The organism is Flavobacteriales bacterium, assembly GCA_026129465.1.
Classification (GTDB): Bacteria; Bacteroidota; Bacteroidia; order Flavobacteriales_F; family PHOS-HE28; genus PHOS-HE28.
Genome location: JAHCIA010000001.1, coordinates 387,528 through 402,646 on the forward strand (window position 1 = coordinate 387,528; position 15,119 = coordinate 402,646).

A 15,119-nucleotide genomic window follows, 5' to 3' on the forward strand; every position below is an offset into this window, starting at 1 on the left:
TCATCCGATCATCTCATCATCTGATCATCCGATCGCCCATGCCCGACTTCACCCACGACGGCCACGTGTACTACAACCCCTTCGAGTTCGCCATGGCCTTCATCGGCGGCACGTGGAAGGCGCCCGTGCTGTACCGGTTGAAGAAGGGCAAGCAGCGCTACAGCGAGCTGAAGAAGAGCATGCAGCACATCAGCGACCGGCAGCTGGCGGCCACCTTGCGCGAACTGGAGAAGCACGGCCTGGTGACGCGCACGGTATACCCCGAGGTACCGCCGCGCACGGAGTACGCGCTGACGAAGCGCGGCGAGCGTGCGATCCCGGTGATCGAGACGCTGCGGCAGTACGGCATCGCGCTGATGAAGGACACAGGGATCGAGAGCGAATTCTATCTGGGGAAGAAGTGAAGCACCGGTACGATGCCCGGATCACGTGGCACATGGACCGCCCATGTCCTCCAGCCCCCATGCGCTCATGGCGTCCACCACGGGCAGCAGGCTCTCGCCCTTGGGGGTGATGTGGTACTCCACGCGCGGCGGGATCTCCGCATGGATGGTGCGCGACAGGATGCCGTCCCGTTCCAGTTCGCGCAGTTGTGTGGTGAGCATCTGCTTGCTGATGCCATCGATGGCGCGTTGAAGGGCGCCGAACCGGTTGCAGCCCTTGCGCACCAGGAAGAGGATCACCGGCTTCCATTTGCCGCCGATGAAGCGCAGGGTGTGCGTCACCGGGCATTGCGCAGGGCCCACCGGGGGATCGTTCATAACCAGCGCTGTGCGGCGCTCGACCACTGTTGACGGCATGACTCAGGAATTTGTGACTATGGCCGAAAAGCCTGACTACTTGCGGGATGCAGAGCAAGGTAGGAGTTTCGGGCCCGAAGCAACGCGCCATGAAAGCACTCCTTTACGACAAATACGGCGGTCCTGAGGTGATGTACTGGGGCGACCGCCCCGATCCTGTGCCCGGTGCCGGACAGGTGACCGTGCGCGTGGAAGCGGCATCCATCAATCCGGTGGACATGAAGGTGCGGCAGGGCGCCATGCGGATCATCACCGGCGGGCGCATGCCGCGCGGCATGGGCTGCGATGTGGCGGGACGGGTGGAGCGGATCGGTGCAGGGGTGACCGGTATGAAGCCCGGCGATGCGGTTTTCGGATATGCGGGCTTCAAGGCGAGCAACACCTTCGCGGAGCTCGCCCTGTTGCCCGCGGATCTCGTGGTGCACAAGCCGGATGCGATCCCGTTCGCCGAAGCGGCATGCCTGCCACAGGCCGGCGTGGCGGCCTTGCGGGCACTGAGGGAGAAAGCGGACCTGAAAGCGGGCCAGCAGGTGCTCGTGGTGGGCTGCACAGGGGGCGTGGGCCAATTCGTGGTGATGGTGGCGAAGGCCTTGGGCGCTCGGGTGTGGGGCGTGTGCGGTGGCGATCAGTCCAGCGCCGCGCGCGCCTTGGGCTGCGACGCGGTGATCGACCACCGCAAGCAGGACCTGGCCACACTGGATGCGCGGTTCCATGTGGTCTTCGACACGCCAGGTGCGCTCGGCTTCGCCAAGGCGGCGAAGCCACTCCTGCCTCGTGGCCATTTCCTCGACCTGAACGCGAAGCCGCAGGCCATGCTCACCGCCTGGGCCGCGAACGCTTTGCGTGCGCGCAAGCACCATCCGCTCATCACCAAGGTGCGGCGCGAGGATCTGCAAGCCCTGGCCAGGCTGGCAGCGGACGGCAAGTTGCGGCCGTTGATCGGGCGCACGGCCCCCTTGCACGAGGGCCCGGCGGTGATCGCCGCCATGGAGCGCAGGGAGCGGACGGTGGGGAAGACGGTGCTGGTGGGGAAGGTATAGGGGGCGCACAACACGGGAACAGGGCGCTTATGGCACCCCGTTCCATGGACCATTCCCTGCCTGTCACGCCCTTTTTTGAACAAGGTCGTCGGCGGTGATACCCTCCTCGATCCACTGCTCATGGGTAGCTGGCTCGTTGCTGGAGATATCCTTGAACGCGAGCATCTCCAGGACCCGGCTGCTGTCGCCGTCCTTGAACCCGGTCTCTTTCGCGAAGTCGTTCGGATTGTGGAAGGTGCCGAAGAGCATGTCCAGAACGGGCAGATCGGCGTAGTTGCCATGGTGAACGCCGCGCTCGTGGTGACGGCTGTGGCTCTCGGGCCGTTGGATGATGTACCCCAGCCACCGTGGCGTGCGCACGTTGGTGTGCGCGAAGACGGCGAAGAAGGTGGTGACGTAGATGACATGGACCGCGGCCTGCGGATCGATGCCCACGATCAGCGTGAGGCAGATGGAGCCCACGGCCGCGATGCCCACCGAATCCACGGGACCAAGCCAGAAGGCGCTGAAGGTGTCGAGCCGTTCGGCGCTGTGGTGCATCTGGTGCACGGTGCGCCAAAGCAGGTCGTAGCGATGCACGGCACGATGCCAGACGTAGATGCCCAGTTCAAGCACGAGCAGACCGATCGCGAAGCCTGCTGCGACGCCGAGGCCCGTCACGTCAAAAAGCTGGAAGCGTGCCAGGTGCTCCGTCCACAGAAAGGGCAGGTAGGAGGTGAGCAGGAAGTAGACGGCGAATGAGAGGAGGCCTTTCCACTTCCATCCCTTCACGGGTGGCAATGGCCGCGCGGGGAACAGCGCCTCCCAAAGCATCAGCGCGGCATAGATGCCGAAGACGGTAAGGGAGACCGGGTCGGTGAGGAGTTCGATCAGGGTGGGCATGGTCGTTCGGTTTTGTGTTCGATCTTTCGAGGGCAAAAGTCCCGGGGCGTGAAGCCTCGGATCAACGCCAAACCCGCCACGGACCGGTCATTCCAGCCAGTCACGCCATGAAGGATCGGCCCATCCGCGTCGCCATCCTGGCCTTCCCGGCCTCCACGGCCTCCATCGTTCATGGCCTGTACGACCTGTTCCACATGGCGGGCCGCGACTACGAGCGGATGACCGGCAAGCCGATGGCGGGCGAGGTGTTCGACCCGGTGATCGTGGCCAAAGAGCGAGGCGAGGTGAGCTTGTGCAACGGGCTGCGCACCACGGCGCACGCAGCGCTGGGGGAGGTGGACCGCCCGCACATCGTGTGCATTCCGGAGGTGCTGCTCTCACCGGAGGAATCACTGGAAGGCCGGTTCGAGGAGGAGAAGCACCGGTTGGTCCAATGGCACCGATCGGGGGCCCTCATCGCATCCGCTTGTACCGGCGGCATGTTGCTGGCAGAAAGCGGTCTGTTGGATGGTAACGAGGGGACCACGCATTGGGCGTTCTGCGAGGTCATGCAACGGCGTCATCCAGCAGTGAAGGTGAAGTCCAAGGGTGCGCTGGTGATGACCGGGGAGGGCCAGCGGTTGGTAATGGCCGGCGGCGGCACCTCATGGCTCGATCTCGGTCTGTATCTCATCGCACGCACGGCGGGCCTTGAGACCGCCATGAACGTGGCGCGGGTGAGCATGATCGAATGGCACCACGATGGGCAACAGCCTTTCGCCGCCACGATGGCACTGCGGCCCAGCCCCGATGCCGTGGTGGCGCAATGTCAGACCTGGGCCGCGCAACGCTTCCACGAACCGGCACCAGTATCCGGCATGGTCGCGCTCAGTGGCCTGCCCGAGCGTTCGTTCGCGAGGCGATTCAAGCAGGCCACCGGCCTCACACCGCTGGCGTATGTCCACGCCCTGAGGTTGGAGGAGGCCAGGCGCATGCTGGAGGGGAGCGATGAACCGGTGGAGGCGATCGCACTGGAGGTGGGGTACGAGGATGCGGGTTTTTTCACGCGCATGTTCAAGCGCAAGGTGGGCCTAACACCGGGGCAGTACCGCCGCAGGTTCGGTGGTTTGCGCAAGTCGCTCGCGGGACAAGTGGCCAACTGACCGATCGATCCCGCTTCGATAGGGAAGTGCCCACAACACGATCACTGTGTGATGAACGGCACATCACCGAACTTGTATTTAACCTAATGGTTTAATATATTTGCCCTCGCAACAGCACACAAGCATGTCGCCCGCCATCGCCCCCGACCGCCTGAGCATGACCTTCCATGCCTTGAGCGACCCCACGCGCCGGGCGATCCTCTCGCGCCTGGCGGACGGACCAGCCTCTGTGAACGAGTTGGCGGCTCCGTTCGCCATGAGCCTGCCCGCCGTTAGCAAGCATCTCAAAGTGCTGGAGCGCGCGCAATTGATCAAGCGCGGAAAGGAGGCGCAGTGGCGACCCTGCGAGTTGAAGGCCGAGCCATTGAAGGAAGCCGATGCCTGGATCGAGCGGTACCGCGCGATGTGGGAGGCGCGCTTCGACCGGCTCGACGCCTACCTGATGGAGCTGCAAGGCAAAAAACCGAGGAAGTGATGCGCGACGGATGCCCCATCGACCTGCCCGTGCTGGAGCCCATCGGCGCACCGCTTCCGCAGCGCCCTGCCCGCGGGCTGCGCTTCTGCCGGGCCTTCACGGCCCCGTTGGATGCGGTGGTGGCGCGTTGGTGCGAGCCGGAGCTGCGCCGCCTGTGGATCCTGCCCATCAGCGGGTCGTGCTTCACCATCCTTCTCGCGGCACCCGCCTATCTGGAAGCCGAAGAGACCGATGGCCTCCATGCCGTGCGACTCACCGCCACCTTCGAGGAGGACGGCGTGCTCACCACCGTGTGTGTGCGCATTGAGCCTTTGCTTCCTCTCACCACGGACACGCTCCTTGCCAGCGGCTATGCCGATCGTTGGGAGGAGCGCCTGTACGCGCTTGCCGACCTGATCGACCCTGAACCATGGGAACCATGACCATGCCCAACGCCGACCGCGAGATCGTCATCACCCGCCACATGAAGGCGCCGCAAGCGCTGGTGTGGAAAGCCTGCACCGAACCCGAACACATCGACCGTTGGTGGGGGCCGGACGGATTCGTCAATCGCACCGCCCGCATGGAGTTTCGGGTGGGCGGTGAATGGGAATACACCATGACCGGCCCTGATGGCAAGGTGTGGCCCAACCTGATCACCTACCGGGCCATCGTACCGATCACGCGCTTGTTCTACGACCATGGAGAACCGGGCAACCCCAGGCAGTTCGAGGGCGAGTTGCGCTTTGAGGAGCAGGACGGTGGCACCTTGGTGACGCTTCGCACCGTGTTCCCCACCAAGGAGATCCGTGACCACTTGATCGAGACGGTCGGGGCCATCGAAGGCGGTAAGCAGACGCTCGCGCACTTGGACGAATACACCCAACGCATCATGAACAAGCCCAAGCCCGCCCTCTTCAACTTCTCCGTGCGGAAAGAGGACCGCACCATCACCGTGGAGCGCTCCTTCAACGCGCCGCTGGATCCCGTGTGGGCCGCCTTCACCGAAGCGGACATCCTATGCCAGTGGTGGGCGCCGAAGCCCTATGTCTGCGTGGTCACAGGCCTCGACCTGCGCGCCGGCGGACGTTGGTCCTACCACATGAAAGGCCCCGAAGGCGACTGTCATTACTGCTTCTTCGACTACGAGGACGTGCGGCCGAAGAGCTACTTCTCCGGCAGCGATGGTTTCTGCGACGAAGCCGGCAACATCAACGTGTCCATGCCGCGCTCCAGGTGGGAGAACCATTTCAATGAGAAGGAAGGCAGCACCGTGGTCCGGGTCAAGATCCACTTCAGTTCAACGGAAGACCTGGAGCGGATCATTGAAATGGGCTTCAAGGAGGGCTTCACCATGGGCCTGGATCAGTTGGGGCAGCTGTTCACGGACCAGAAGTTCTACCACGGCACCAAGGCCGATCTGAAGCCGGGTGACCTGATCGAACCAGGGAACCACTCGAACTACGGACAGCAGAAGAAGGCCAGGTTCGTGTACCTCACCGCCATGCTCGATGCGGCCACCTGGGGCGCCGAACTGGCGCAGGGCGAAGGACGCGGCCGCATCTACATCGTGGAACCGACGGGCCACTACGAGAACGACCCCAACCTCACGGACAAGCGCTTCAAGGGCAACCCGACGAAGTCCTACCGCACCAAGGCCCCCTTGCGCGTGATCGGCGAAGTGAAGGACTGGCAGGGCCACGCGCCGGAGCAACTGCAGGCCATGAAGGACCATCTGCAAAAGCTGAAGGAGCAGGGCATCGAAGCCATTGAAGACTGAACCAGTATGAGCGCGAGATCTCGCGCCCCGACCAACCCCAACCCCAACCCCAATGCCCACCCGCATCACTATCACCGCCCACGTCAACAAGCCGGTGGCCCACGTCTGGAAGATCTGGACCGAACCCGACCACATCATGCGATGGAACGCCGCCAGCGACGACTGGCACTGCCCGAAGGCCACCAACGACCTGCGCACCGGTGGCTCCTTCAGCAGCACCATGGCCGCGCGCGACGGCAGTTTCAGCTTCGACTTTGAAGGTGTGTATGACGATGTGCAAGATCCCGGCTCAAGGCCGGGACAAGCACGCATCGCCTACACCATGAGCGACGGCCGCACCTGCCAGATCATCTTCAATGAGAAGGATGGTGGCACCGAGGTGGTGGAAAGCTTCGATGCGGAGGCGCAGAACCCTGTGGAAATGCAACGCGCCGGCTGGCAGGCGATCCTGGACCGCTTCAAGGCGTATGTGGAAGCGCAGGGATGACCCATACGACGGCAAGCGATGAGCCACGAACGTTTCGACCCTGCCACAAGTGCCTTGCTCGATGCCCACAAGCATCCGCTGCGCAAGGAGATCGATGCCCTTCGAGTCATCATCCTCGGTGCCGACAAGTCCATTGAAGAAGGTGTGAAGTGGAACACGGCCAGCTACCGGACCACCGACTGGTTCGCCACGTTGAACGGGCCGAAGCACGTGAAGGAGCCCATGGTCATCCTGCACGCTGGCGCCAAGGCCAAAGGCCATGTGCTGAAGGACCGCATCCCCGATCCCGAAGGCCTCTTGAAGTGGCTGGGCAACGACCGGGCGCAGATCGTCTTCAAGGATGGAAAGGACATCGCAGCCAAGGAGGCCGCCTTGACCAAGGTCATCAAGCACTGGATACAACAACTTTGACTCATGCTCACCCCACCTGAGATCGTCACCACCAGCGCCATGCCCGCCGCCACCATCCACCTGGTGATCCCCGGCATGGACATGCCCAAGCACATGGACCCCGCGATCCAGGAGATCCTGAAGGTGCTTGCGGACCAGGGCCTGCGGCCCGCGGGACCGATGTTCAGCTATCACCACCGAAGGCCCAGCGACACCTTCGACTTCGAGATCGGCTTCCCAGTGGCGATGGCGATCACGGAGAGTGGCCGTGTGAAGAACAACACCTTGCCTGCTGAGCGTGTGGCAAGGGCTGTGTACCAGGGGCCCTATGAAGGTCTGTCGAAAGCCTGGCCAGCCTTGCAGGAATGGGTGCGCCAGCAGCAGCTGCCTGAGACGGGCCGCTTTTTCGAGCGCTACCTGAACAACCCCGACGAGGTGAAGGACCCGAAAGAGTACATGACGGAATTGAATTGGGTGATCGGATAGCACCAGTACTGACCAGCACCTATGAAGAAGCGGACCAAGACGATCAAGGAGGAGGAACCGATGCTGGCCTTCGAAAGCGCCCAGCAATGGGATGCCTGGCTGGAGCGGAACGGAGCCACAGTGCAGGCGATCCGCATCCGCATCGCGAAGAAGGACAGCGGCATCCCATCGGTCACCTATGCCGAGGCCGTGGACACCGCACTTTGCCACGGCTGGATCGACGGTGTGCGCAATGCTTATGACGACAAGACCTTCCTGCAGCGCTTCACACCACGTGGCCCGCGCAGCATCTGGAGCGAGATCAACAAGAAGAAGGTGCAACAATTGACCAAGGCCAGACTGATGCGGCCGGCTGGCCTTGCAACCGTGAAGCAGGCCAAAGCGAACGGCCAATGGGACAAGGCCTATGCACCTGCCACTGCGATCAAAGTGCCTCCCGACCTCGCCGCTGCGCTGAAGAAGAACAAGAAGGCCAAGGCCTTCTTCGACACCCTCACCGGAAGCAAGCGCTACGCGTTCCTGCACCGCCTGCACACCGCGAAGAAGGACGAGACCCGGGCGAAACGGCTCGGGCTGTTCGTGGGCATGATGGAGCGTGGCGAAGCCTTCCATTGACAGCATCGCACGATGACGGAACACGGTAGCACACCCTTGAAAGCCTTGGACTCGATGAGAACGGCGACCATGAACAGGAGAGAAGCGGTTCTGCTGCGCTGTGGGACATACGCAGGCCTGACCTACGTGACCTTGGGCCTGTTGCAGATCCTGCTGCGTGACGGGTTCGACATCACACGCCATCCGCTCAGCATCCTGGCGAACGGGCGCATGGGCTGGGTGCAGATCGTCAACTTCCTGGTCACGGGCATGCTCATGCTGGCTTTCGCCGCTGGCGTGTTCTCCACGCTACGTGGACGCTTCGGCGGCACCCTCGGTGCCTGCATGCTCGGGCTCTTTGGGGTGGGGCTTGTCGGGGCCGGCATCTTCGTGGCAGGGCCCATGGCCGATTTCCCACCACCGGATGACCGCGTTCCCGGCCTGTTCCCGGTGAACGGCATGCTCCATTTCATGGCAGGCGGCATCGGCTTTCTAGGATTGATCATGGCGGCGATCACCTTCGCCCTGCGTTTCGCCAAAGGCCGGTCCTGGGGGCGCTCTCTTTTCTCTCTCGTGATCGGGACCTTCTTCGCCTGCGCATTCGCGGGCATCGCCTCCGGACCTCCGGATGCCATCACCATGATCACGTTCTACCTTGCTGTGCTCTTCGCATGGGCCTGGGTCGTCGCGCTGTCCGCCTGGTTGACCAAGGAAGTTGCTTCGCGCCCATCAACCGCAAAGAGCAGTGCCTAATGAGACTCCTGCCTGGCGCTCGCGGGAACACACGGGTCTGAACCCTACATCCACAACCCCATGCTCAAGAAGATCCTCCTCGGCCTCTTGGCGGTCATCGCCGTCATCATCATCGTCTCGCGCTTCCAGCCTGACACCTACACCGTGGAGCGCAGTGCCACCATCGAGGCGCCACCCAGCGTGGTGTTCACCCAGTTGAACGACTTCCGCAACTGGGAAAAGTTCAACCCCTGGGCCGATGCCGACCCCAACGCCAGGTACACCTACGAAGGCCCTGCGACCGGAGCGGGGTCTGTCTACCTCTGGGAAGGCAACAAGGAATTCGGCAAGGGGCGCTTCACCATCACCGAAAGCAAGCCGGATGAATACATCAAGGTGGACATGCGGTTCATCGAACCCTTTGAGGGTGCTGGCGTGGTGGAGTACCGTATGGCGCCTGCTCAGGGAGGCACGCACCTCACCGAGACCATGACCGGTGAGCACAGCTGGATGAGCAAGATCATGTGCCTCTTCGTGAGCTTCGATGACATGCTGGGGGAGAAGTTCGAGGAGGGCCACCGCCGTATGAACACGGTGATGAGGGGTATTCCGGTGGAGACCATGGACCTGGAGCAATGAACTGATGACTCCCATGCGCACCTGCCCGAAGGGCCATCGCTACAACAAGACAAGCGACTGCCCGACCTGTCCGCAATGTGAAGCCGAACGGGCCCCGGTGGACGGCTGGATGGTGAAGCTTGGCGCTCCCGCGCGCCGGGCGTTGGAAAGTGCGGGCATCCGTTCACTGGAGCAGTTGGCCTCACGAAGCGAGAAGGACCTGCTCGCGTTGCACGGCTTCGGCCCGGCCTCGCTGCCCATACTGCGTAAGGCGTTGGAAGCCGCCGGCCTTCAGTTCCCATCGCCCGCCAAGCCCATGCGAGATCTTCCCAAGAAGCCGGCCAGCACGGACGAATACCTCAAGCAGTTGCCCGCGGAACAGCGCAAGGCCCTGGATCACTTGCGCAAGCAGATCCTCGCGGCCGTGCCGGGCACCGAGGAAGCCTTCGCCTACGGCGTGCCCGCCTTCCGGTACAACGGCCATCCACTGGTGTACGTGGGCGCCTCGAAGAACCATTGCGGCTTGTACGGATCGGTGCCGCCCGGCTTCAGGGAAGCGCTCAAGGGATTCAAGATGGGCAAGGGCTCCATCCAGTTCACGCCGGAGAAGCCGATACCCCCGGAGGTGCTGAAGGCGCTGCTGAGAGCGAAGGCGGCAGAGATCGAGGTGCGGTGGCCGGTGAAAACGACCGCGAAGGGAAGGACAAGGAAGTCGAACTGAACCAACTCGGCTCCGGATCATGCACGGAACGCCAACCCATGAAAAAGCTCAACATCACCTACTGGATCGTCACCGCGCTCTTCAGCGGGTTCATGATCTTCAGCAGCATCGGTGGTATCACCTTGCATCCGGAAGCCGTGGCCCTCCTCCACGATCACTTGGGCTATCCGCTCTACTTCATCAAGCTGATCTCCTGGGCCAAAGTGGTGGGTGCCATCGCCATCCTGCTGCCCATGATGCCGGCGCGCGTGAAGGAGTGGGCCTACTTCGGCTTCTTCATCGATCTGGTGGCGGGGGCGTTCTCCTTCCATGCCGTGGGCGATCCCTTCGCCCATTGGGCGCCAATGCTGCTGTTCATCAGCGTGCTCATCGTGGCTTATGCACTGCACCACAAGCGGCTGTCGGACGTTTCCTGAACATCCATTCCAGTTGTGATACCGGTCAAAGGCCGGAACTGTTCCCACCTTCCCAACCCTCCAACACATGGCACACTACATCGACGCGTTCGTCCTGCCCGTTCCCAAGGTGAACATGGCCCGCTACAAGCGTATGGCCACCGCTGCGGGCAAGATCTGGATGGAGTATGGCGCATTGCAGTACTGGGAGTGCATGGGCGATGACCTTGAAAACACAGGTCCCATGCTGCCATTCCCCAAGATGACCAAGAGCAAACCCGGAGAAACCGTGATGTTCTCCTGGATCGTGTTCAAGGACCGCAGGCACCGCGACCAGGTGAACAAGAAGGTGCTTGCCGACCCGCGCATGGACGAGATGTACCGACAGATGATGTCGCCGAAGATCTTCGATGACAAGCGAATGGCGTACGGTGGCTTCAAGGCGATCGTCGAATGCGGTTGAATGGGCGTACTTGCTTCATGCGGCTACATTCGCATGCATGGACGCCACCGCCCAACGCACCCGCAACAACGTCAGCACACCCACGCCTGACGAGATCCGCATCACCCGCGTGTTCGATGCCCCGCGCGAGTTGGTGTGGAAGGCCTGGACAACCCCCGCGATGCTCGTCCATTGGTTCGGTTGCGCGGCCTTCAGTACCATTTCGGCGGACAATGATCTGCGCGAAGGCGGCCACTGGCGCGTGGTGCTGCGCACGCCCGATGGCGAGGACATCCCCAGCTATGGCACCTATACGGCCATGAAGCCCGTTGGCCATCTGGCGTTCACGCACCAGTGGGAGAAGGCTCCTGTGGACGTGAATCCAGCCCACCACCGCACACTGGTGACCGTGGACCTGTATGAGGAGGGCACCAGGACGCGACTCGAGTTCCGCCAGACCGGCCTCGTTTCCGAAGCCTCGCGCGACAGCCACATCGGAGGCTGGTGCGACAGCATGGACGCGTTGGCGGAGCGGATCGGACGACAACAGGTGGCCTGATGCCATCATCCAGGCCGATGGGCAAGGCACTTCCATTTCTTCTGCTGCTGCTCGGTTGCGGCAATTCCGCCCCGGTACATATCAGGTCTTCGCGCGAGGTCCGGGACGACCTGCGCCACCTGTACGATGCCGAGCGGCTCACCGGATCCTTCATCCTGCACGATGCCGGCCGCGACCATTGGGTCTTCATCGACAGCGCCCAGGCCGATGTGGCCACCCTGCCCGCCAGCACCTTCAAGATCTTCGGCAGCCTCTTCGCCTTGGAGACCGGTATCGTGAAGGACGCCGGCCATGTGAAGGCCTGGGATGGTGCCGACTACGGGCGTGAAGCGGCGAACCGCGATCTCAGCCTGCGCCAGGCCTATGACGTGAGCGTGTACTGGTACTTCCGCGATGTGGTCCGCGAAGCCGGCCCGGAGACCTTCAAGCGTTGGCTGGATCGTGTGGACTATGGCAACGCCGACACCACGGGCGGCTATGACCAATGCTGGGTGCGGGGTGGACTGCGGATCACCCCACGCCAACAGGTCCGTTTCCTGGAGCGGGTGCAACGCCAGGAGCTGCCTTTCCGCGCAAGCACCTATGCCATCGTGAAGGACATCATGGTGCGCGAGGACACCCTGGGCCATGTGATGCGCGCCAAGACCGGCTGGGCCATCGGCGACGAAGGCAGCATCGGTTGGTACGTGGGCTGGGTGGAAGCGCCCGTGGGAGGACCCTGGTTCTTCGCCAACCGGGTGATGACACCGGATACCGCGCATGCCACCTTCGCGGGGGCGCGCATCGCTATCGCGAAAGCGGTGCTGCGTGAGGTCGGGGCGTGGCCTCGATGATCGTGTTCAGAGCACCCGCCGCACCATCCGCAGCTTGTGGGTGTACACCCCGGCCTCCGTGTTGAAGATGCCCTGGTGGTCCAGCTTGTCGATCCGCACGCGGCCGCTGCTGTGGGCGATGCGCAGATCGCCCTCTTCGTTGCGGGTGAGGACGATGCCCACATGCGTGATCCGGCCCTCGTCGTTGGCGAAGAAGGCGAGATCGCCGGGCTCGCACAGGTCCAGCAGTTCCACCACATCGCCCTCACCGGCCTGCTGCGACGCATCACGCGGGAGATAGATGCCCAACAGGATGTAGATCATCTGCGTGAGCCCGCTGCAGTCCACGCCCCAGGGCGTGCGGCCGCCCCAGAGATAGGGCGCGCCCAGGAAGGGATGCAGGTAGAACTCCATCAGGTCGGCGCGTTCCAACTCGGGCCGGTGGTTGGTCACGGCCTGCACGGTAACGCGGCGGTCCTGCCACAGGATGGTGCCTTCCTCATGGAATGGAAGCACGGCGCCGTAGGGCAGCACCACCTGCCGGTGACCCAGGTCCACGATGGTGTTGGGGCCGATCACCCGCTGGTCCGGATCGTAGTTCGGGGTGGGGCAGGGGGCGATCTGCTTGTTGTCCACCCAGCCTTCATAGCCATCGTGGTCGAAACGCAGCCGGCTCCAGTTGCCGCGCTCCTCCAGCACTTCGCCTGTTTCGCCGAAGAGCCATTGCGAGACCATCTCGGCGCGGTCGTCGGGTTCGGCTCGCACGGGGACGATCGAGAGGGGGGAGATGACCGCGGGCATGGTGGGTGGCTGGTTTGTCTGTTGCGCGTTGCGTGTCGCGGTCCCGGGCCTCGCAACACGTGACGTGTCCAAACGCTACGCGGGCGAGCCGGTGATCGGTTCAGAGGGCTTCTATGACCATCGCGCTAGCACCCCCGCCGCCGTTGCAGATGCCGGCCGCACCATACCTGCCGCCATTCTGCTTCAGCACATTGATCAGCGTGACGATGATGCGCGCGCCGCTGCACCCCAGCGGATGACCCAGCGACACGGCGCCGCCGTTCACGTTCACCTTGGCGGGGTCCAGGCCCATGAGCTTGGTGTTGGCGATGCCCACCACGCTGAACGCCTCGTTCAATTCCACGAAGTCGATGTCACTCATCTTCAGTCCGGCCTTCTCCACCGCGCGCGGCAGGGCCTTGGCGGGTGTGGTGGTGAACCATTCCGGCGCCTGTTCGGCATCGGCCCAGCTCAGCACGCGCGCCAGCGGCTTCAGTCCGAGTTCCTTCGCCTTGTCGGCGCTCATCAGCACCAGGGCGGCGGCTCCGTCGTTGATCGTGCTGGCGTTGGCGGCCGTCACCGTGCCATCCTTCTGGAACACGGGCTTGAGTGCCGGGACCTTCTCGAAGTTCACATTCTTGTACTCCTCGTCCTCACCCACGACCGCATCGCCCTTGCGGGTCTTCACCGTCACGGGCACCACTTCATCGGCGAATTTGCCGGCGGCCCATGCGGCGGCGCTGCGCTTGTAGCTCTCGATCGCGAAGGCGTCCTGCTCCTCGCGGCTGATGCCATGCTCCTTGGCGCACAGTTCGGCGCTCACGCCCATGGCGGTCTGGTGGTACACGTCGGTGAGGCCATCCTTCACGATGCCGTCGATCATTTGCCCATGGCCGTAGCGGTAGCCGTAGCGCGCCTTTTCCACATAGAAAGGCGTCTGGCTCATGCTCTCCATGCCACCTGCCACCACGATCTCAGCATCGCCCAGCTTGATGTCCTGCGTGGCCATCATGATCGCCTTCATGCCGCTGGCGCACACCTTGTTCACGGTGGTGCAGGCCACGGCATCGGGGAGGCCGGCGAATTTGGCCGCCTGCCGCGCGGGCGCCTGGCCCAGGTTGGCCTGCAGCACGCTGCCCATGATCACCTCCTGGATCAGCTCGGGCTTGATGCCGGCCCGCTCCACGGCGGCTTTCACGGCGGTGGCGCCCAGCTGGGTGGCGGGTACTTCGGAAAGGGCGCCCCCAAAGGAGCCCATGGGGGTGCGGACGGCGGATACGATGACGACTTCCTTGGACATGTCTGGTGATTTTCGTTCAGGGACGGCAAAGGTAGCCGCGTCGTTCCCTTCCTTCCCCGATCGGAAGGGCCTTCTATCTTTGCCGCCCCCGGAACAAGGGGGCTGTTCATTGCGGTCCGACAAGGAGAGGTGGGTGAGTGGCTTAAACCAGCAGTTTGCTAAACTGCCGTACTGGGTCAACCGGTACCGGGGGTTCGAATCCCCCCCTCTCCGCCAACGATAAGCCTGGCCACGTGGTGGCCGGGCTTTTTCATGCGCGGACCGAGCCAAGCTTGCTTGCGCGAGGGCCGCGCATGAAAAAGCCAGGGAGCGAAGCGATCAGGGCTTTCGTTGATGCCTCCCCCTTCGGGATAGCCCGTCTTCGGGCCATCCCATTCTCGTCCGAGCCAAGCTTGCTTGCGCGAGGGCCGCGCATGAAAAAGCCAGGGAGCGAAGCGATCAGGGCTTTCGTTGATGCCTCCCCCTTGGGGATAGCCCGTCTTCGGGCCATCCCATCCTCGTCCGAGCCAAGCTTGCTTGCGCGAGGGCCGCGCATGAAAAAGCCAGGGAGCGAAGCGATCAGGGCTTTCGTTGATGCCTCCCCCTTGGGGATAGCCCGTCTTCGGGCCATCCCATCCTCGTCCGAGCCAAGCTTGCTTGCGCGAGGGCCGCGCATGAAAAAGCCAGGGAGCGAAGCGATCAGGGCTTTCGTTGATGCCTCCCCCT

General features: G+C 63.2%; 21 protein-coding genes and 1 tRNA gene. 18 read left to right on the forward strand and 4 right to left on the reverse strand.

Annotated features, from left to right (window positions below):
- Window positions 1-38 precede the first annotated feature (38 nt).
- Entirely contained in the window at window positions 39-404 is a 366-nt protein-coding gene (locus KIT10_01550; GenBank protein ID MCW5897927.1) for a helix-turn-helix transcriptional regulator, read from the forward strand.
- A gap of 21 nt (window positions 405-425) precedes the next feature.
- On the opposite strand, the gene KIT10_01555 is transcribed toward KIT10_01550, so the two are convergent.
- Window positions 426-800, reverse strand: a complete 375-nt coding sequence (locus tag KIT10_01555) for a helix-turn-helix transcriptional regulator (GenBank protein MCW5897928.1) — start codon at window positions 798-800, stop codon at window positions 426-428.
- An 89-nt stretch (window positions 801-889) separates the two neighbouring features.
- Here KIT10_01555 and KIT10_01560 point away from each other — a divergent pair, with 89 nt between their 5' ends.
- Complete coding sequence (locus KIT10_01560) at window positions 890-1,840, forward strand: NAD(P)-dependent alcohol dehydrogenase (protein ID MCW5897929.1); 951 nt, start codon at window positions 890-892, stop codon at window positions 1,838-1,840.
- Window positions 1,841-1,903: 63 nt separating this feature from the next.
- Here the strand turns inward: KIT10_01560 and KIT10_01565 are convergent, their stop codons facing one another.
- Window positions 1,904-2,722, reverse strand: a complete 819-nt coding sequence (locus KIT10_01565) for a sterol desaturase family protein (protein ID MCW5897930.1) — start codon at window positions 2,720-2,722, stop codon at window positions 1,904-1,906.
- Window positions 2,723-2,829: 107 nt separating this feature from the next.
- On the opposite strand from KIT10_01565, the gene KIT10_01570 reads away from it, so the two are divergent.
- The 15 genes from KIT10_01570 (at window position 2,830) to KIT10_01640 (ending at window position 12,355) form a co-directional block, all read left to right on the forward strand.
- Window positions 2,830-3,864 carry a helix-turn-helix domain-containing protein gene (locus KIT10_01570; GenBank protein MCW5897931.1) on the forward strand — a complete coding sequence of 345 codons (1,035 nt, stop codon included), beginning with the start codon at window positions 2,830-2,832 and terminating at the stop codon, window positions 3,862-3,864.
- 124 nt (window positions 3,865-3,988) lie between these two features.
- Window positions 3,989-4,339, forward strand: coding sequence for a winged helix-turn-helix transcriptional regulator (locus tag KIT10_01575; GenBank protein MCW5897932.1), 351 nt, complete (start codon window positions 3,989-3,991; stop codon window positions 4,337-4,339).
- On the forward strand, window positions 4,339-4,761 hold the full coding sequence (locus KIT10_01580; GenBank protein MCW5897933.1) for a hypothetical protein: 423 nt from the start codon (window positions 4,339-4,341) through the stop codon (window positions 4,759-4,761). The genes KIT10_01575 and KIT10_01580 overlap by 1 nt, the downstream gene beginning before the upstream one ends.
- Window positions 4,758-6,098, forward strand: a complete 1,341-nt coding sequence (gene arr / locus KIT10_01585; protein MCW5897934.1) for an NAD(+)--rifampin ADP-ribosyltransferase — start codon at window positions 4,758-4,760, stop codon at window positions 6,096-6,098. The genes KIT10_01580 and arr overlap by 4 nt, the downstream gene beginning before the upstream one ends.
- Window positions 6,099-6,150: 52 nt before the next feature.
- Window positions 6,151-6,585 carry an SRPBCC family protein gene (locus KIT10_01590; GenBank protein MCW5897935.1) on the forward strand — a complete coding sequence of 145 codons (435 nt, stop codon included), beginning with the start codon at window positions 6,151-6,153 and terminating at the stop codon, window positions 6,583-6,585.
- Window positions 6,586-6,603: 18 nt separating this feature from the next.
- Window positions 6,604-6,996: a DUF1801 domain-containing protein gene (locus tag KIT10_01595; GenBank protein ID MCW5897936.1), complete on the forward strand. Its 393-nt coding sequence runs from the start codon at window positions 6,604-6,606 to the stop codon at window positions 6,994-6,996.
- 3 nt (window positions 6,997-6,999) lie between these two features.
- A complete protein-coding gene (locus KIT10_01600; protein ID MCW5897937.1) occupies window positions 7,000-7,461 on the forward strand; it encodes a GyrI-like domain-containing protein in 462 nt (153 codons plus the stop codon).
- Window positions 7,462-7,482: 21 nt separating this feature from the next.
- Entirely contained in the window at window positions 7,483-8,076 is a 594-nt protein-coding gene (locus tag KIT10_01605) for a YdeI/OmpD-associated family protein (protein ID MCW5897938.1), read from the forward strand.
- Between the two features lie 54 nt (window positions 8,077-8,130).
- On the forward strand, window positions 8,131-8,808 hold the full coding sequence (locus KIT10_01610) for a DUF998 domain-containing protein (protein MCW5897939.1): 678 nt from the start codon (window positions 8,131-8,133) through the stop codon (window positions 8,806-8,808).
- A 60-nt stretch (window positions 8,809-8,868) separates the two neighbouring features.
- Window positions 8,869-9,426, forward strand: a complete 558-nt coding sequence (locus KIT10_01615; GenBank protein ID MCW5897940.1) for an SRPBCC family protein — start codon at window positions 8,869-8,871, stop codon at window positions 9,424-9,426.
- Window positions 9,427-9,430: 4 nt separating this feature from the next.
- Window positions 9,431-10,126 carry a DUF1801 domain-containing protein gene (locus KIT10_01620; GenBank protein MCW5897941.1) on the forward strand — a complete coding sequence of 232 codons (696 nt, stop codon included), beginning with the start codon at window positions 9,431-9,433 and terminating at the stop codon, window positions 10,124-10,126.
- 38 nt (window positions 10,127-10,164) lie between these two features.
- A complete protein-coding gene (locus KIT10_01625; protein MCW5897942.1) occupies window positions 10,165-10,542 on the forward strand; it encodes a DoxX family protein in 378 nt (125 codons plus the stop codon).
- A gap of 67 nt (window positions 10,543-10,609) precedes the next feature.
- Window positions 10,610-10,984, forward strand: coding sequence for a DUF1428 domain-containing protein (locus KIT10_01630; protein ID MCW5897943.1), 375 nt, complete (start codon window positions 10,610-10,612; stop codon window positions 10,982-10,984).
- 37 nt (window positions 10,985-11,021) lie between these two features.
- Window positions 11,022-11,522 carry an SRPBCC domain-containing protein gene (locus tag KIT10_01635; GenBank protein ID MCW5897944.1) on the forward strand — a complete coding sequence of 167 codons (501 nt, stop codon included), beginning with the start codon at window positions 11,022-11,024 and terminating at the stop codon, window positions 11,520-11,522.
- Between the two features lie 17 nt (window positions 11,523-11,539).
- Window positions 11,540-12,355, forward strand: a complete 816-nt coding sequence (locus KIT10_01640; GenBank protein MCW5897945.1) for a class D beta-lactamase — start codon at window positions 11,540-11,542, stop codon at window positions 12,353-12,355.
- Window positions 12,356-12,361: 6 nt separating this feature from the next.
- Here the strand turns inward: KIT10_01640 and KIT10_01645 are convergent, their stop codons facing one another.
- Both KIT10_01645 and KIT10_01650 read right to left on the reverse strand, forming a co-directional pair.
- Entirely contained in the window at window positions 12,362-13,135 is a 774-nt protein-coding gene (locus tag KIT10_01645; protein ID MCW5897946.1) for a C40 family peptidase, read from the reverse strand.
- 100 nt (window positions 13,136-13,235) lie between these two features.
- Window positions 13,236-14,414 carry an acetyl-CoA C-acyltransferase gene (locus tag KIT10_01650; GenBank protein ID MCW5897947.1) on the reverse strand — a complete coding sequence of 393 codons (1,179 nt, stop codon included), beginning with the start codon at window positions 14,412-14,414 and terminating at the stop codon, window positions 13,236-13,238.
- 123 nt (window positions 14,415-14,537) lie between these two features.
- Here KIT10_01650 and KIT10_01655 point away from each other — a divergent pair.
- Window positions 14,538-14,630: transfer RNA gene (locus KIT10_01655), tRNA-Ser, on the forward strand.
- The last annotated feature ends 489 nt before the right edge of the window (window positions 14,631-15,119 follow it).